The organism is Marseilla massiliensis (assembly GCF_016899955.1).
In the GTDB taxonomy this organism is placed as follows: domain Bacteria; phylum Bacteroidota; class Bacteroidia; order Bacteroidales; family Bacteroidaceae; genus Prevotella; species Prevotella intestinigallinarum.
Map to the genome: position 1 here is coordinate 69,062 of NZ_JACJJL010000005.1, position 18,365 is coordinate 87,426.

The window sequence follows — 18,365 nt, forward strand, 5'->3', positions numbered from 1 at the left end:
TTATCTACCAGAAACAACAAGAAGCATAATCAGCCATGACTATGCTCACAGAAGACTAAAACGAATGAAAACAGGAAAAATCTTACTGGCCTGCATAATGCTCACCGGGGCATCGCATGCAATGGCCGACAACGTTAAGACCACCGAACGTGGCGTTGAAATCTACGTGGCCGACGCTTCGCCCGCGGCGGCCGGAATGGTCAGACTAAGCGTTATAACCGACAACATCGTGCGCGTGGAGGCCGTGCCGGGCGACAGTCTGCCAGCACCGCGTGCCAGCCTGATGGTGGTTCCGCAAGAGCCTTGCGGCCGATTCGACTGCACCGAGCGGGGCGACAGCATACATTTGACTACCCGCACGCTGCTCGTCAGCGTGAGCAAGGCCACGGGCGCCCTCGTGTTCAGAGACAGGGCATCGGGCCGTGTGCTGCTGCGCGAAACGGCAAATGGCGGCAAGAGCTTCACCAAATACGTGTCGCCGCAGACCACGCTGCCCCCCAACTACCGACCGTCGGCGCCGGGCGAGGTCAACTGGGGCCGCCGTGAGCACCTCAACCGGCTCACCGAGGCCGACCGTACGGGCTACTCCTGGCACGCGCTGTTTGACAGTCCGGCCGACGAGGCGTTCTACGGACTGGGCCAGCATCAGTCGGAAGAGATGAACTACAAGGGCCGCAACGAAGAGCTTTTCCAGTATAACACCAAGGTGTCGGTGCCGTTTGTAATGAGCACACGGGGCTACGGACTGCTCTGGGACAGCTATTCGTATGGCAGGTGGGGCAACCCCGACGACTACCTACAGCTGGGCCGGGCTTTCAAGCTGCGCGACAAGGACGGACAGGCCGGGGCGCTCACCGGCACATACACCGACAAACGGGGGCGCACGCTGACAAGGCGTGAAGACTCGATTTACTTTGAGCACTCTGGCGTGATAGGCAACCTGCCGAAAGGATTCAACCTCGACGGGTCGTCGGTGATATACGAAGGCACCATAGAAGCCCCCACAACAGCCAACTATCACTTCATCCTTTACTACGCGGGCTACGTGAAAGTGTATCTCGACGACAGCCTGGCGGTGGCCGAGCGGTGGCGCACGGCATGGAACCCAAACTCATACAAGTTTACAGCACGGCTCACAAAGGGCCGCCCCGTGACGCTACGCATAGAGTGGAAGCCCGACGGGGGCACGTCGTACTGCGGCCTGAGGGCTGCCAGCCCGCTCACCGACGAGCAGCAGGGGCGCCTGTCGATATGGAGCGAAATGTCGCCGTCGATGGACTATTACTTCATTGCCGGAAGCTCGATGGACAGCATCATCAGCGGCTACAGGCGCCTTACGGGCCGCGCCCAGGTGATGCCCAAGTGGGCGCTGGGCTTCTGGCAGAGCCGCGAACGCTACAAGACGCAGGACGAGGTGCTGTCGACGCTCGCCGAGTTCCGCCGCAGGCGCATACCCATAGACAACATTGTGCAAGACTGGAACTACTGGGAAGACGACCAGTGGGGCAGCCACCGCTTCGACCCCAAGCGCTATCCCGACCCGCAGCTGATGCTCGACAGCGTGCATGCCATGCACGGACGGTTCATGATATCTGTCTGGCCCAAGTTTTATTGCAACACCGACAACTACAGACAGCTCGACTCCAACGGCTGGATATACCGCCGGGCAGTGGCCGACTCCATACGCGACTGGGTAGGGCCGGGCTATGTCGGCTCGTTCTACGATGCCTACTCTGCCGGGGCGCGCAGGCTTTTCTGGAAACAGATGGACGACAACCTATACTCAAGATACGCAAAGGGAATAGACGCCTGGTGGATGGACGCATCTGAACCCAACGTGCGCGACTGCACCCCGATAGGCTACCGCAAGGCCCTATGCGGCCCCACGGCCCTGGGAACCAGCGACGAATACTTCAACGCATACTCCATTGTCAACGCCGACGCCATCTACAACGGGCAGCGATCTGCCGCCCCCGACCGCCGCGTGTTCCTGCTTACGCGCAGCGGTTTCGCCGGACTGCAACGCTACAGCACCGCCACATGGAGCGGAGACATAGGCACCCGGTGGGAAGACATGCGCGCGCAAATGACCGCAGGCATCAATTTCTCCATGTCGGGAATACCGTTCTGGGGCATGGACCAGGGCGGCTTCTGCGTCGAGAAACGGTATGTGGCCGCCCAGAAACTGTTTGACAAGACCGGAACGGAGAACGCCGACCTGGCCGAATGGCGCGAGCTGCAGGCACGCTGGAACCAGTTTGGGTGCTTCATACCGCTCTACCGGGCCCACGGCCAGTGGCCTCTGCGCGAGGCGTGGAACATTGCCCCCGAAGGGCATCCGGCCTACGAGAGCATCACTTTCTACCACAGGCTGCGCTACCGGCTCATGCCTTACCTCTACTCAATGGCCGGATGGGTGTGGCTGAAGGACTATACGATGATGCGCGGACTGGCAATGGACTTTGCCGACGACCCCGCCGTGCGCAACATTGCCGACCAATGGATGTTCGGCCCGGCGCTCATGGCATGCCCTGTGAGCCGATACAAGGCGCGCAGCCGCGAGGTTTACCTGCCAAGGCAATGCGGTTGGTACGACCTGTACACGGGCCGCCACACAGCCGGAGGGCAAAAGCTGACCGCCGACGCCCCCTACGGCCGCATACCGGTCTTTGTGCGTGAGGGCGCAATAGTGCCATTCGGGCCGGCCATACAGTGGAGCGACGAACGACAGGCCGACACGATTTGCCTTTACGTATATGCCGGGGCCGACGGCGAATTCATGCTCTACGAAGACGAAGGCACCAACTATAACTATGAGAAAGGGCTCTACTCTACCATCAGGATTGCCTACGACGACTCTTCGCGCCGCCTTACCATAGGGCCGAGGCAGGGCTCGTTTGACGGCATGCTCCGCCGCCGCAGTTTCCGCATCGTGTATGTGACGGCCGGGAAACCTGTGCCCATGAATCCCGACACCCGTGAAGGCAGGATGGCCGAATACAGCGGCAGCGAGGTGACCATTGACTTGTGAAACAACAACAATGCACAATATGAAAAGAATATTATTGCAAATCATTGCCGCGGCAGCCACGCTACATGCCGCCGCACAGACCGAGACGCCCACCTACCTCAATCCGGGGGCCACGGTGGAGGAGCGCGTGCAGGATGCGCTGAGCCGCATGACGCTGCACGAGAAGGTGCAGATACTGCACGCACAGAGCAAGTTTTCGTCGGCCGGGGTGCCCAGGCTCGGCATCAGGCAGCTTAACATGGCCGACGGGCCGCACGGCGTGCGCGAGGAGATAGAGTGGAACTCGTGGAGCCCGGCGCGCTGGACCAACGACTCGTGTGTGGCGTTCCCGTCGCTGACGTGCCTTGCCGCTACATGGAACCGCGACCTGGCCACGCTCTACGGCGACGCCGTGAGCGAGGAGTTTGCATACCGCGGAAAGGACATCATGCTCGGCCCGGGCACCACGATAGCACGCATGCCGCTCAACGGAAGGGCGTTTGAGTATATGGGCGAAGACCCCTTCCTGGCCGGCGAGCTGGCTTCCGGCTACATAAGGGCGGCCCAGGCCAACGGCGTGGCATGCTGCCTGAAGCACTTCGCGCTCAACAACCAGGAGGTGGGACGAATGACGGTGAACGTCAACGTCGACGAGCGCGCCCTGCGCGAGATATACCTGCCGGCCTTCGAGAAATGCGTAAAGAAAGGCGGCCTGTGGACTATAATGGGCTCATACAACAAGTGGCTCAACGCACACTGCTGCCACAACGACTCGCTGCTGAACGGAATACTGAAGCGCGAATGGGGCTTTGACGGCGCCGTGGTGAGCGACTGGGGCGGCACCCACGACACTTGGCAGGCGGCAACGGGAGGGCTCGACCTTGAGATGGGCACGGGCACCGACGGCAAGACCACCGACAAGAGCCTGGGCTACAACACATACTACCTGGCCGACGCCTTCGAGAAGCTGGTTAGAGAGGGCAAGGTGCCCATGTCTACGCTCGACGACAAGGCAGCAAGGGTGCTGCGCACGATATTCCGCACGGCCATGAACCCGAAGAAGGCCGTGGGCTCCATGTGCTCGGAAGCCCACTATGAGGCCTGCAGCCGCATAGGCGAAGAGGGGGTGGTGCTGCTGCGCAACAAGGGCTCGATGCTGCCAATCGACGCCGACCGCTATGGCCGCATACTCGTGGTGGGCGACAATGCCGTGAGAAACATGAGCGAAGGGGGCGGCTCTTCCGAGCTGAAGACGCGCATGGACATATCGCCCCTCGAAGGGCTCAGGGCCGTATATGGCGACAAGGTAGACTTTGCCAGGGGCTACTATGCCGGGCGCGCGCTGTATGCCAAGGCCGACAAGCTGGACCCCGACTCGCTGGCGGCACTGCGCAATGAGGCCCTTGAAAAAGCCAGGCAGGCCGACCTGATAATCTTCATAGGCGGAATGAACAAGAACGGGTATGAAGACTGCGAGAACTCTGACCGCAAAAGCTACGACCTGTCTTACGGCCAGAACGAACTGATAGAGGCTTTGGCCGCCGTGCAAAAGAACATAGTGGTGGTCACCTACGGTGGCAACGCCTACGCCACGCCATGGCTCGACAAGGTGAAAGCCTTGTTACACTGCTGGTATCTCGGCTCCATGTCGGGGCAGACGCTGGCCGACGTGCTGTCGGGCAAGGTCAACCCCAGCGGCAAGCTGCCCGTGACGTTTGCCCGTGAGCAGTCAGACTACCCTTGCTTCAGATACGGGGCCGAGGGCTATCCGGGCGTCGACGGGCAGGTGTATTACAAAGAGGGCATCTATGTGGGCTACCGATGGTTTGACACCAAGGGCGTGGAGCCGCAGTTCCCATTCGGGTTCGGACTAAGCTACACCACCTTCAAGTATGGCCGCCCCAGGCTCTCGGCCGACAGCATGGATGCCGGCGGCAAGATAACGCTGACCGTCGACGTGACCAACACGGGCAGCCGCAAGGGCAAGGAGACAGTGCAACTGTACATAGGCGACGAGGAAGCAAGCGTTGACAGGCCCGACAAAGAGCTGAAAGGCTTTGAGAAAGTGGAGCTTGAACCGGGCCAGACAAAGACCGTAAGGTTTGACATCACAGCCGAAATGCTGAGTTTCTGGTCTGACAAGACGCATGGCTGGACAGCCGAGCCCGGCCGCTTCAAGGCCTATGTGTGCGCCAGCCAGACCGACGTCAGGGGCACGGCAGGGTTCAGTCTGCACTGAGAAAAAACACAACATCAACGCCACCGCGGCCCCGCCATGGCCCCATTGCCGGGCCAAACGGGTCCCGTGGCCCAGCCAAACAGGCCGTTTGGCACCCTGGGAAAGGCCGTTTTGCAAGTCAAAACGGCCTTTTTCGCAACCCACTGTCCATCAGCACATTGAACCTTGCGACAGCCTTGGCGAAACTGTTTTACACAAAAATCGGGGCAACCGATGTAAATTTAAAGTGGAAAATCACTAACTTTGCATGGCCGCAACAACCGCCGACGGCTGCCGGCCGCACGCGAAAACCACGAAAAAGCATCTGCAGAAATCAATGGAGATAAAACCGATAGCACACTTCCGCTCACCCTTCGCCACCAAGTTTGGCATACCGCGCCAAAGCGGCATAGTGCCGCAACTGCGCGGCAGGATAATAATGGAGCCGCAATATGCCTCGGCCGAGGCACTGCGCGGGCTCGACGGATTCGACTACCTGTGGCTCGTCTGGGGCTTCTCGGCCAACGCCGGTGCCCCCGTCCACCTCACGGTGCGCCCTCCGCGTCTCGGCGGCAATGCGCGCATGGGGGTGTTTGCCACCCGGTCGCCATTCCGGCCAAACGGCCTCGGCCTGTCGTCGGTAAGGCTGGAAGGCGTAAGTGTCGACACGGCCGAAGGCGCCGTGATAACCGTTTCGGGCGCCGACCTCATGGACGGCACGCCCATCTACGACATAAAGCCCTACGTGGCGTTCACCGACAGCCACGCCGCCGCACGCAGCGGCTTTGCCGACACCGAGCGATGGGGCACGCTGAAAGTGGAATACGACAAGGAAACGCTCGGCTGCATGGACGGCGCTGAGGCCGAGGCGCTGCTGCGTGTGCTCGAGCAAGACCCCCGCCCGCAATACCACGACGACCCTCAGCGCATCTACGGCATGCCCTACGGGCAGTGGGACGTGCGCTTCAGGGTGGCCGACGGCATACTGACAATAGTCGAGATAGTTGGAAGCCGGTGACGGCAGCCTACTGCTTGGCAAACCTGACAACGATGTTCTCAAAGCCCATGGCGCGCAACATGTTGCGGAACTGGGCGTCGGCGTTGTTCTCTGCGCTCTTTATGTTGGCCTCGGTAAACCCGTGGCTCAACATCTGGCTGTAGGCCCTGCGGTACAAGGCCTCGCGGTCGGCTGCCGACCAACGGCCGCTTTCAAAGAACGACTTGGTTCGGGCCTCGTCTATGAAGTCGTGGTCGAGAAGGCTGATGGGCGGCAGCGTCACCGTGACCGAGTCGCCGCTGGCCACTATCCAGCCCGGCTTGGCTTGGCCGAGGTCTACGCCGAAGCGCAACGTTCCGTAATAAATGCGCACCAGATGGTCGTCGCTGAAAATGCCGCGGCGCACGGTGTCCACCAGCTCCTCGTCTGTTACAGACAGAAACTCCCACTGCCCGATGGCCTTGATTGAGCGTATCTGCTCGGGCGTTATGTCTATCTTCTTGTCCGACCCTATGCTTACCGTGCTGTTGTGGGCCGTGTGGCCCACCCAAAAGAAAGCGGCAAGCACAGCCACGGCAATGACGGCCACCGCCACAATGCGGGCCTTTGATATGTTATTGAGCAGTTTTTTCATCTTTCAACGGTTGAGTTGTCAAGTAAAACGCTTATGTCACGCTCTGTAAAATCCTTTCGGAAAGCTATAGTGATGTCGCTCTCGGCATAGCCCATCTGCTTTATCATGGGTATAAGCACGCGGGCGGCGTTGTCGCGAGCCGTCTCAATGATACCCAGACGCGGTATGCTCGCAATTATCGACGCCCGCCCCTGCTGCTCAAAACTGGCCATCTCGGCATCGGTGAAGTGCGAACGTGTGAACGAAACATACTCCTTGGTGTTCTTGTGGTCTACCTTGCTGCTTGTCAAGGCCACCTTCGGGTCGGGCAGTATCACGGTAATCTTGTTACCACGGCGCTCGATGTTGCGCTCTGAAAAGCCCTCAAAGTCGATGTATGCCTTCAGTGTGGCGTCCATGGGGATGGCTATCTTTCGGTCGCCGAGGGGCAGCTTCACGTTGAAGTCGCGCTTGAGCACGCTCCCCTTGAGCCTTACTATGTCGTCGTAAGTCACAATCTTGTGTATGTTATACTCGGCGGTGTACAGCCGCGAGCACTTCTGTACCTGCATGATTAGCATGGGTATGGTGTCGATGGCCCTGTATTCGGCCTTGGGCTTGGCCTCCTTGCGCTGCGTGCAGCCACACAACACAAAGGCAACCGCCATGGCATAAAGTGCAAAACGTCTCATATTCATTCATTGGTTGATGCACGGCCGGCGGCAACGGGCCTGCGGCGGCACGCTGCTTGCGGGGCTGCATGACGCCCGGAAGCCTGCAACCGGGGAGCTGGAAGGCCGGGGGGCACTGCTGCCGAAGCCGTGGTTGTTGACTGCAAATATACTGAAAATATCGGTATCGGGCACACACCAGCCATGATTTATTGCCGTTCTGGGCGCCAAAAGACAGAAAAATGGAAAACATTTTCGGTGATATACAATAATTTTTTGAATCTCACGTTAAACCAATAGAAGCCATAAACGTCATAATAATGGTTGCAGCCAATATAATTTACAAGAACATTTGACGAATAAAAAAGCAAAGTCATGAAGAAGATAATATTAGGACTGATGGCCGCTATGACGATTGGCACTACGGCAATGGCTCAAAGCCAGGTTGCAGACAGGAGCGAGATGATACAGAAACGCACCGAGTCGGTAGCCAAGAAATACGGACTGAGCGACGAGCAAAAGCAAAAGCTGCTCGAACTCAACACCAAGTATGCCGACATTATGGGGCCGTCGATGCGCATGCACGGCAACCGCGGCAATGGCGGTGCAATGAGGCAAAGGCCTGGTTCGAACTTCGGGGCACGGCCTGAAAACGGCGACTCGGCGGCACTGGGGCGGTTCAGGCTCAGCGAAGAGCAAAGGGCCAGGCTTGACGAAAGGCGCAAGCAGATGAACGAGCAGCGCGAAGCCTACAACAAGGAGCTGCAAGCGATAATGTCTGACGAACAATACAAAAGCTACACGGCCGACATGGAAAAGCTCTTGCAGCGCAGGCCGAGGAAATAAAAGGAACATAGTGATTTAGGTTAATTATATGTTATAGGATGGCAAGCGTGCCATGAATTGGTTATTATCGGTAGAAGTTGTTTAGGAAAAAATGTATTTTTAGGATAGCTCACGGTGCGCCCCACAATTGTGGGGCGCACTTATTTTTACATGCCAACGCCAAGGCTGTTGCGCATTCCACCCTGTCGTCATGGTCGCAAAAGCCCGGGCGATGCCGATAATGGCCAGCCGAAGGCCATAAGCATGGCATGAAGCATTGCCAGTGTCGCTTTTTTTTCGTACCTTTGCACAGGTTTTGCTGCACTCGGGCCACGGCAGGCATAATGGCAGGGTTCCCGTTTGCACCATCCGTTCCAGACAAACAAACACAAAGACCCAGATGAAAAGAATCATTCCCATGCTCGCAGCAGGACTGTTAGCGGCAGCCGTCGCTGGATGTGGCGGCAAGAAAGAGAGCGACACCATCATCGCCCCGAAACTTGAAAAGAAGAAACCATCGGCACCGATACGCATGCAAGATTACACGCAAACGCGTGAGATAGAATGGAACGGGAACAGGCTGGTGAGCGAAATACGCCGCACGGCCGACGACAGCCTGGCCATGGTGACCGACGAAACAGGGCAGAAGTTTGTGGACAACAGCATCGAGCTCGTGGTGAGAAGGGCCGACGGGAGTGTCTTCTTCAAGAAAACGTTCACCAAAGAGGCCTTCGACCAGTACCTGGACAACGACTACCGCAAGACGGGAATACTCGAAGGGCTCGTTTTCGACAGGGTTGACGAAAGCTCACTGAGGTTTGCCGCCAGTGTGAGCCACCCACAGACGGATGAGTACATACCGCTCATCGTGACCGTATCTAAGGCTGGCAAGTTGGGCATTGAGCGCGACACGCAGCTCGACACCAGCTCAATCGAGGAGGAAGAATAAGGCAACTCTACCTTGCCTCCTATCGTTTGCCAGACCGGCAGAAGGCTGCCTGATCCCCCGTGCCACGCCCGCCAAACGATAAAACACGCATGCTGCCACCTTGCTTGCGGCTTCGCAACGGAATGGCGCGCCACGCCCCGGGCTGTGGCCAAAAGCGCCATGCACGGCGACGGCATGGTGGCGGTTGTGAATTCAACGCCATTCAGGGATGGAAAACAAGGCTTGCCCGACGGCCAACGGCATTTCGCCGGCCGCCGGGCAAGCCTTTTCATGCCTCCATCGGCTGCATTGGCGGCATATGGCATCACACTGCCGCCGGCCGCAAAATCAGCTTCCGCCAGTTGGAAAGGAAATCGGCCATGCGGTTGAATACCAGTCCGGCGCCCTCAGCCAACAGTGCCTCAGGCGGCAACGGGCCCGTGTTGACAGCCACGGTGAATATCCGGGCCGCCACAGCGGCGCGCACACCAAGCGGCGCATTCTCGACCACAACAGCCTCCCATGGCTCAACCCCGGCCTTGGCAAGGCCTTTGAGATACGGCTCGGGATGGGGTTTGCCACGGCTGACGTCAAAGCTCGACACAATAAGACGCTTGTCGACAAGGCCATGAAAGTCGTCTACGAGCTTCTCGAGCAGTGAGTGCTGCCCGCTGCCTGTGACCACCACAATCTTCAGGCCGGCCGACTTCAGCTCCTGCTGCAACTGCATCACGCTGTCCATCACCTTGGCCTGAGGGCATGTGGAGAACACCCTCGACTTCTCGTCATACATTTTCTGCGCCTCGTCATCGGTTATCTCGCGGTGCCATTGCTCGCGCGCCTTCAGCTTGATTGTCTCTACCCCACGCATGCCTTCATACTTATAGGCCTCGGCCTCGGGCATGTCGATGCCAAAACCGGCCATGGCCTTGTGCCAGCTATAGGCATGGTTGGGCATGGAATCGTAGAGAACGCCGTCCATATCGAAAAGAACGGCTTTAGGGCAAAACGCCCCAAAGCCGTTCTTCCGTAAGTATTGACTTATCTCATCGTCGTACATAAAACACAAAACGATTGGTTAGATTTCATTGGCAAGCCTCTCCTTGATGGCCTTGCTGTCGGCCTCATACCCCGGTTTGTCAAGAAGGGCGAACATGTTCTTCTTGTATGCCTCTACGCCGGGCTGGTTGAAGGGGTTCACCCCAAGCACGTTGCCACTGATGCCGCAGGCAATCTCGAAGAAGTAAATGAGCTGGCCGATGTAGTATTCGTCGAGCTTCGGCACGCTGATGCGTATGTTTGGCACACCGCCGTCAACGTGGGCGAGTCGCGTTCCGAGCTCGGCCATCTTGTTGACCTCGTCAACCCGCTTGCCGGCGAGGAAGTTGAGACCGTCAAGGTTCTCCTCGTCTGAGGGGAAAAGCAGGTGGCTGTTGGGCTCCTCAACGCTTATCACAGTCTCGTATATGGTGCGCTCTCCCTGCTGAATCCACTGCCCCATGGAGTGCAGGTCGGTGGTGAAGTCGCACGATGCGGGGAAGATGCCCTTGCCATCCTTGCCTTCGCTCTCACCGTAAAGCTGCTTCCACCACTCGCTGAAGAAGTGGAGCTTGGGCTGATAGTTTACCATTATCTCAATCTTCTTGCCTGCCTCGGCATACAGGGCGTTGCGCACTGCAGCATAGAGAGCGGCCGGGTTCTCGCTGAAAGGCACGTCGATGCCGCATGCCTTTTCCATGTCGGCAGCACCGCCAACAAGTTTCGTGATGTCGAAACCGGCGCAGGCAATGGGCAGCAAGCCCACCGGGGTGAGCACAGAGAAGCGCCCCCCGACGTTGTCGGGTATGACAAACGTCTTGTAACCCTCCTTGGTGGCAGCTGCGCGGGCTGCTCCCTTGGTGGCATCGGTAACGGCAACGATGACCTTGCGGGCCTCTTCCTTGCCTCGCTGGTCCTCGCACTGCTTCTTGAGGAGCCTGAACGTGAGTGCAGTCTCGGTGGTTGTGCCCGACTTTGAGATGTTAATCACACCGAACTTCTTGCCTTTCAGGTAATCGGTAAGCTCCGACAGGTAGTCCTCGCCGATGTTGTTGCCTGCGAAAAGGATAACGGGGTTCTTCTTGTCGCCGACCAACCAGCCGAACGAATTGCCCAAAGCCTCGATCACGGCACGCGCCCCGAGGTAGCTTCCGCCGATGCCTGCGACAACGATGGCCTCGCAATTGTCACGCAAAACGTTGGCACAATCCTGTATTTCCTGCAGGAATGCGGGAGTGATAGACGTCGGAAGGTGAAGCCAACCGAGGAAGTCGTTGCCCGGGCAAGTGCCTTCTTCGAGAGCCTTGCGCGCGTCGTTCACTTTTGCTTCATAAGCATTCACGGCACCGTCTGCCAGGAACTGTGCAGCCTTGGTGATGTTTAAGCAGATTGTATTCATTGCTTTTATGTTTAAATGGTTTATACCTTGTCAAATTATTCCACGCCTGTGCCACGGCCATGCCACCCAGCCATGAGGCTCACCTGAACGAGTCGGTGAGCAGCTTAATCTCTATCTGTGGGCTGATGCGCTCGTAAAGAATGTTGTATACGGCATCGAGTATCGGCATGTTGACGTGCAGGTGGCGGTTGATTTCCTTCATGCACTTCGTTCCGAAGTATCCCTCGGCAATCATCTCCATCTCGATCTGGGCGCTTTTCACGCTGTAGCCCTTGCCTATCATCGTACCGAAGGTGCGGTTGCGCGAGAAGTTGCTGTAGCCCGTCACGAGCAAGTCGCCGAGGTAAACGGAGTCGTAGACGTTGCGCTCGAGCGGGTGCACGGCCTGAAGCAGGCGCGACATCTCCTGCACGGCGTTGGCCATGAGCACGGCCTGGAAGTTGTCTCCGAACTTCAATCCGCTGCAAATGCCGGCGGCAATGGCGTATACATTCTTCAGCACCGACGAGTATTCGATGCCCACCACGTCGTCGCTGGTCTTCGTCTTTATGTATTCGCTCGACAGGACATCGGCAAAAGCCTGCGCCTTGTCGCGGTCGGAGCACCCCACGGTGAGGTAAGACAGCCGCTCGAGCGCCACCTCTTCGGCGTGGGAGGGGCCTCCAAGGCAAGCCAGGTTCTCGTAAGGCACGTCGTAGACCTGATGGAAATACTCCGAGCACACAAGGTTCTCGTCGGGCACTATGCCCTTGATGGCAGTCACCACAAACTTGTCCTTGAGCCTGACGCGCAACTTCTTGAGGTGGTTTTTGAGGTAAGGCGATGGCGTGACGAACACGAGCGTGTCGTAGCTGTCGGCTATCTTGTTGATGTCACTCGAGAAGAATATCTCGTCAATGTCAAAGCGCACGCCCATGAGATAGGCCGGGTTGTGGCCCAGACGGCGGAAATCGTCGATGCGGTCGTCGCGCCGCATATACCAGCCGATGTGATGAGTGTGCCCCACCACTATCTTGGCGATGGCCGTAGCCCAACTGCCGCCACCGATGATTGCTATTTTTCCGCAGTCAAACATTTCTTGATCAGCTTGATGTCAGGCGGCCGGGTGGAGCGGGCCTGAGCCCCTCCGCCACCGGCCATGCCTAATATGTTCATTTGCCGGCAGCCTCAATCCATGCGGCAAAGGTATCAACACTCGGGTTGTCGTAGCCCAGCTTATACTTCTTGTTAACCCCGCAGACATCCATCTGCAGCTTTTGCGGGTTGACCTCCTTGATGTCTGACACGAGGTAATAGCCGCACTTGTTGAGCACGGGCACCCACTCCGCGGGCACGCCGAGTGCAGCCCACTCTTCGGCCGAGCTGCGCGGCGCCTTTTTCTCGGGTCGCATCTGCGGGAAGAAGAGCACCTCCTGTATGAACGTCTTGCCGGTCATGAGCATCACAAGGCGGTCGATGCCTATGCCGATGCCGCTTGTCGGGGGCATGCCATACTGCAGGGCGCGCAGGAAGTCCTGGTCTATGATCATGGCCTCGTCGTCGCCCTTGTCGGCCAGGCGCATCTGCTCCTTGAACCTCTCTTCCTGGTCTATCGGGTCGTTGAGCTCGGAATAGGCGTTGGCCAGCTCCTTGCCGTTGACCATGAGCTCGAAACGCTCTGTCAGCCCGGGCTTAGAGCGGTGCATCTTGGTGAGCGGCGACATCTCGACGGGATAGTCGGTGATGAACGTGGGCTGTATGAACGTGCCCTCGCAGAACTCTCCGAATATCTCGTCGATGAGCTTTCCCTTGCCCATCGTGTCGTCTATTTCCATGCCGAGCTTGCCGCACACCTCGCGTATCTGGGCCTCGTCCATGCCCGTGAGGTCGTAGCCGGTCTTCTCCTTTATGGCGTCGAGAATGGGCAGGCGGCGGTAAGGAGCCTTGAAACTGATTACCCGCCCGTCGATTTCGCGCTCGGGCTTGCCGTTGACGGCTATGCACACCGTCTCGAGAAGCTTCTCGGTGAACGACATCATCCAGTTGTAGTCCTTGTATTGCACGTAGAGTTCCATGCAGGTGAACTCGGGGTTGTGGTTGCGGTCCATCCCCTCGTTGCGGAAGTTCTTGCCAATCTCGTAGACGCCCTCAAAGCCGCCAACAATCAGCCTCTTAAGATATAGCTCGGTGGCGATGCGCATGTACATGTCGCAGTCGAGCGCATTGAAGTGCGTTATGAACGGTCTTGCGCTCGCCCCGCCGGCTATGCTCTGCAGGGTGGGCGTCTCCACCTCGGTGTAACCGGCCTCGTCGAGCACGCGGCGTATGGTGCGTATCACCGTGGCGCGCTGCAGGAAGGTGTCCTTCACGCCGTCGTTGACCACCAGGTCTACGTATCTCTGGCGGTAGCGAAGCTCCGGGTCGTCAAACTTGTCGTAGGCCACGCCGTCCTTGTATTTCACTATGGGCAGCGGCTTGAGGCTCTTCGACAGCAGCGTCAGCTCGCGGGCGTGAACCGAAATCTCGCCCGTCTGCGTGCGGAACACAAAGCCTCGCACCCCGATGAAGTCGCCAATGTCGAGCAGGCGCTTGAATACCTTATTATATAAGTCCTTGTCTTCGCCCGGACAAATGTCGTCGCGGGTGATGTAAACCTGTATCCTTCCCTTCGAATCCTGGAGCTCGGCGAAGCTGGCCTTGCCCATCACGCGGCGGCTCATCATGCGCCCGGCTATGCAAACCTCCCTTGGCTCGCCCTCATCTACAAAGTTTTCCTTTATGTCGGTAGAGAAAGCATTGGTCGGGTACTCCGCGGCGGGGTATGGGTCGATGCCCATGTCACGCAACTCTTGCAGACTCTGGCGCCTGCCGATTTCCTGTTCACTTAGTTCTAAAACGTTCATAATGTCTGAATGCCTTTCTTATTCTAGCTGCAAATTTACGAATTTATTTTGAATGTGCCCGCTTTTTTACTTTTATTATCACCTGACCCGCAGTGGCATTTTTGTAATATTTCATTACCCGAAGGCAAGAAAACGACAACACGGTGACTGTCACAATGTTACAATCCCGCCCGTTTGGCAGTGCAAAACAGGCCGTATGGCAGCATGGAATGTGCCGTTTGGCACTGCCGTTCGGCCCGTTTTGCGACGCATTGTGGCATCGGGCTCATAGCCACCGTGCGTTTGTACGGTTATATTACCGCGCAAGGCAACCTCAGGCACTGCCCACCCCGCCCCACCACACAGCCTGGCCCGCCAGCAAACGGCCGAGGCGCTTTTGGGCCGGGCATATCTGCCGAACCGGCAACACACCGGCCTGCATACGGCCATATCGCACAAGTCGGAATGCAACCGCGATTGTTCGATATGGCGAGCAGGCTCACAATTGGCATATATTTTGACAAAAACCAATGCCAACTAATCAAAAATTAGCACCCAGCTCTACTTTTTCTTCGTTACTTTGCCATTATTAACAGACCAATCAATTACCAATAACTATTTTAAATTTTTACATGACTAAAACCAAAACAACTATCCGTCAAGGGGCAAACTGCAATGCAAGGCTCCTTGCATCGGCCGTGTTTGCACTGACGGCCATTGTGGCCAATGCCCAACAACGGGTGACAGGAAGAGTGGTAGACGAGCATGGCGAGCCTGTGATTGGGGCCAGCGTGGCGGTGAAGGGCACCGGCACGGGATGCGTGACCGACATCGACGGCAGGTTCACCCTGGCCAAGGTGAAGCCCGACCAGGCCATAGCCGTGTCTTACGTAGGCTTCGCCACCCAAACCATGACCATTGGCAACAACACCAGCCTGACTGTGACGCTGAAGGCAAACGACGCTGTGCTCGACGAAGTGGTGGTGGTGGGCTACGGCTCTATTACCAAGCGCTCGGTGTCGACAGCCATGTCTACCGTCAAGGGGGCAAGCATTTCAGACATGCCAACGTCCAATGTCACGCAAAGCCTTTCGGGGCTCTCGGCGGGCATAAGCCTGCAACAGACCAGCGGCGAGCCCGGGGCAGCGCCCTCGATACGCATCCGCGGGGCGGGCTCGATAAACAGTGGCAACGACCCTCTGTACGTTATCGACGGCTACCCGACCACCGATGCCGAACTGTTCAACAACCTCAACCCAAGCGACATCGACGACATACAGATATTGAAAGACGCGGCCTCGTCGGCCATCTACGGCTCGAAGGCCGGCAATGGCGTGATCATCGTGACCACAAAGAGGGGCAAGGCCGGCAAGCCCACGGTGAGCCTGTCGACGCAGGTTGGCATAAGCCAGGTGCAACGCAAGGTCGACGTGCTTGAAGCCGACGACTTCCTGGACATGGTAATAGAGGCCCGGACCAACAACGGCACCATAAACAACTACCCGGATTTGGTGAAACTGCGCGAGTCGGGCAACTATTGCAACACCGACTGGCAGGATGCCATTTTCCGCAATGCGCTAAACTACCGGGCAAACGCCACGGTGACGGGTGGCAACGACGTGGTGACCTACAGCCTGTCGGTGAACTACCAGAACGAAGACGGCATTCTGCTGAACTCTTATTTCAAGAAAATAAACATCAAGGCTGGCTTCGACGCCAGGCTGGGCAAGCACGTAAAGGTGGGCGCCAGCTTCTCGCCAAGCTACAACAAGAAACGCTCGCAGCAGCCGTCTGGAGGCAACACCGAAGACGCCAAGGGCATCATTGCCGAGGCTCTGTCGTACCCGCCGATACTGCCCGTATACCAGCCAAACGGCGACTACACCCAGATGGCACAGCACTACGCCGGGAAGAACGGGACACCCGACTACGGACTGAACATGCAACTGCGCAACCCTGTGTGCAACCTGCTCGAGAACAACAACGACAGATGGGCCTTGCGGACGCTCACCCACGCCTACGTTGAAATCAAGCCGGCCAGGCACCTCACAGTGAGGTCGGCCGTCGACTTCGCCACAAACTCGCAGAAAACAGACTACTATCAGTCGGCCTACCTATTTGGCTCTGCCGCCACGGGCAACAAGTCGACGCCTTACCTCAATGCAATCAACGCCTATCGCGCATCGGGATTCGGCTACGACGCCTACTGGTCGACCACGGCCACATACGACCGCGACCTCACCGACAAACTGAACCTAAACGCCGTGGCCGGCTACGACTTCGAATACAACAGCGATTTCAGCGTTAGGCAAGACGACCGAACCGACGCCGACAACCCGATAGCATATCTGGGCACAAGCATCAGAAACGTGATGGGCGCCAACCTGTGGACGGGTTCGTCGACAAACTCTAACTATGTGTTCGACGCCATGTTTGCCCGCATCATCTTGAACTACGACAGCAAGTATGTGGTTTCGGGCTCGCTGCGCCGCGACCGCTCCAGCAAGTTCGGCCCCGACAACCGCGCCGGGCTGTTCTACTCGGCCTCGGCGGCATGGAACGTCACCGAGGAGGAATGGATGAAACCCGCAGAATGGCTCTCGCTGGCCAAGGTGCGCGCCAGCTACGGCGTGACGGGCAACGACCAGGTGGGGTCCAACTATGCCTGGGTGTCGGCCATCAGCACCGACCACAACGTGGTGTTCGGCACATCGTCGGTGCCGTCGTATTATCCGAGCGGCTACTCAAACAGGAGCCTCGGATGGGAAAAGAACAGGCAGATTGACCTCGGACTCGACCTAGCATTCATCAAACGCATCAACCTCAACATTGATTTCTACAAGCGGACGAGCGACATCGTGATGCCGGCCAACATACCTAACTTCAACGGCATAGCCGGTTCGGTGTACATGAACTCGGGCCAGGTGGAGAACAAAGGCGTGGAGATAGCGCTCAACGCGAAGGTTCTGCAGGGCAGCCTCAACTGGGAGACCACGCTGAACTGGTCGTTGAACAGAAACAAGATTCTGTCGCTGGCCAACAACCAGAGGCAACTGCCCAACGGAAAGGCCGGAACGAAATGGGGAAACGTGATACGCAACATCGTGGGCCGGCCCATGGGCGACATGTATATGCTCAAGGTGATTGGCACTTACAACAGCGAAGACGACCTGAAAAAGTATCCGAAGTATGGCACTGAGAGCATCGGCGACCTGATATACGAAAACACCAACGGCGACAACACCATCAACACCGACGACTATCAGTATGTGGGCAACTACCAGCCCGACTTCACCTACGGTTGGACAAACAGGCTGGGATACAAGAACTTCGACCTTGCCATAACCATCGACGGCCAGGCCGGGGGCAAGGTGATATACGCCGCGGCACGCGCATACTCGCTGAACCTGTGGGACAACGTGCTCGCCGAGTCGGGACTGGGACGCTGGCACAGTGCCGAACAGCCCGGCAACGGCACTTCGCACAAGGCCGGCACCAACAACCTGGGCTCGAACATACAGCCGTCGACGCGCTACCTGTACGACGCCGACTTCCTGCGCATACGCAACATTGCCCTGGGCTACACCCTGCCGGCAAAGGCCTGCGAGGCTGTTGGGCTGCAACGCCTGCGCCTGAGCGTCAACATACAGAACCTGTGGACGTTCGACTCGTATCCCGGCTACTCGGTGGAAGCCAACTACAACGGCAACTCTGCCACCAACAACGGGGTTGACTTCGGCAGCTACCCAATATCGCGCGTAATGACTTTCGGCATCAACGCCACATTCTGAAACACCATAAAGCA

Annotated in this window: 12 protein-coding genes; 6 read left to right on the forward strand and 6 right to left on the reverse strand. The window is 57.8% G+C overall.

The genetic code is table 11. The features are described 5' to 3' along the window. Positions 1-64 precede the first annotated feature (64 nt). From H6B30_RS04255 to tsaA, 3 genes are all read left to right on the forward strand, one after another. Entirely contained in the window at positions 65-3,031 is a 2,967-nt protein-coding gene (locus H6B30_RS04255) for a glycoside hydrolase family 31 protein (RefSeq protein ID WP_205108255.1), read from the forward strand. Between the two features lie 19 nt (positions 3,032-3,050). After that, positions 3,051-5,249, forward strand: coding sequence for a glycoside hydrolase family 3 C-terminal domain-containing protein (locus H6B30_RS04260; protein WP_205108257.1), 2,199 nt, complete (start codon positions 3,051-3,053; stop codon positions 5,247-5,249). A 316-nt stretch (positions 5,250-5,565) separates the two neighbouring features. Beyond that, a complete protein-coding gene (tsaA, locus tag H6B30_RS04265; RefSeq protein ID WP_205108259.1) occupies positions 5,566-6,246 on the forward strand; it encodes a tRNA (N6-threonylcarbamoyladenosine(37)-N6)-methyltransferase TrmO in 681 nt (226 codons plus the stop codon). Between the two features lie 7 nt (positions 6,247-6,253). On the opposite strand, the gene H6B30_RS04270 is transcribed toward tsaA, so the two are convergent. Continuing rightward, on the reverse strand, positions 6,254-6,859 hold the full coding sequence (locus H6B30_RS04270; protein ID WP_205108261.1) for a DUF4230 domain-containing protein: 606 nt from the start codon (positions 6,857-6,859) through the stop codon (positions 6,254-6,256). After that, positions 6,856-7,530 carry a DUF4230 domain-containing protein gene (locus H6B30_RS04275; protein ID WP_205108263.1) on the reverse strand — a complete coding sequence of 225 codons (675 nt, stop codon included), beginning with the start codon at positions 7,528-7,530 and terminating at the stop codon, positions 6,856-6,858. The genes H6B30_RS04270 and H6B30_RS04275 overlap by 4 nt, the downstream gene beginning before the upstream one ends. A gap of 354 nt (positions 7,531-7,884) precedes the next feature. Between H6B30_RS04275 and H6B30_RS04280 the strand changes: the two genes are divergently transcribed. Together H6B30_RS04280 and H6B30_RS04285 are read left to right on the forward strand one after the other, a co-directional pair. Further along, a complete protein-coding gene (locus tag H6B30_RS04280) occupies positions 7,885-8,355 on the forward strand; it encodes a DUF4890 domain-containing protein (protein ID WP_205108265.1) in 471 nt (156 codons plus the stop codon). A gap of 379 nt (positions 8,356-8,734) precedes the next feature. Beyond that, the gene (locus tag H6B30_RS04285; protein WP_205108267.1) at positions 8,735-9,283 is read left to right on the forward strand and encodes a DUF4738 domain-containing protein; all 549 of its coding nucleotides are present in this window, start codon (positions 8,735-8,737) and stop codon (positions 9,281-9,283) included. Between the two features lie 304 nt (positions 9,284-9,587). Here H6B30_RS04285 and H6B30_RS04290 read toward each other — a convergent pair whose 3' ends face one another. The 4 genes from H6B30_RS04290 to lysS all read right to left on the reverse strand — a co-directional run bounded on the left by H6B30_RS04290 (position 9,588) and on the right by lysS (position 14,581). Then, positions 9,588-10,322: an inorganic diphosphatase gene (locus H6B30_RS04290; RefSeq protein ID WP_205108269.1), complete on the reverse strand. Its 735-nt coding sequence runs from the start codon at positions 10,320-10,322 to the stop codon at positions 9,588-9,590. An 18-nt stretch (positions 10,323-10,340) separates the two neighbouring features. Next, the gene (locus H6B30_RS04295) at positions 10,341-11,699 is read right to left on the reverse strand and encodes a glucose-6-phosphate isomerase (RefSeq protein WP_205108271.1); all 1,359 of its coding nucleotides are present in this window, start codon (positions 11,697-11,699) and stop codon (positions 10,341-10,343) included. Between the two features lie 79 nt (positions 11,700-11,778). After that, positions 11,779-12,774 carry an NAD(P)H-dependent glycerol-3-phosphate dehydrogenase gene (locus H6B30_RS04300; protein ID WP_205108273.1) on the reverse strand — a complete coding sequence of 332 codons (996 nt, stop codon included), beginning with the start codon at positions 12,772-12,774 and terminating at the stop codon, positions 11,779-11,781. A 76-nt stretch (positions 12,775-12,850) separates the two neighbouring features. After that, positions 12,851-14,581, reverse strand: coding sequence for a lysine--tRNA ligase (lysS, locus tag H6B30_RS04305; protein ID WP_205108275.1), 1,731 nt, complete (start codon positions 14,579-14,581; stop codon positions 12,851-12,853). A gap of 611 nt (positions 14,582-15,192) precedes the next feature. Between lysS and H6B30_RS04310 the strand changes: the two genes are divergently transcribed. Further along, positions 15,193-18,351 (forward strand): SusC/RagA family TonB-linked outer membrane protein, encoded by a 3,159-nt coding sequence (locus tag H6B30_RS04310; RefSeq protein ID WP_205108277.1) that lies wholly within the window; start codon positions 15,193-15,195, stop codon positions 18,349-18,351. Positions 18,352-18,365: the final 14 nt, after the last annotated feature.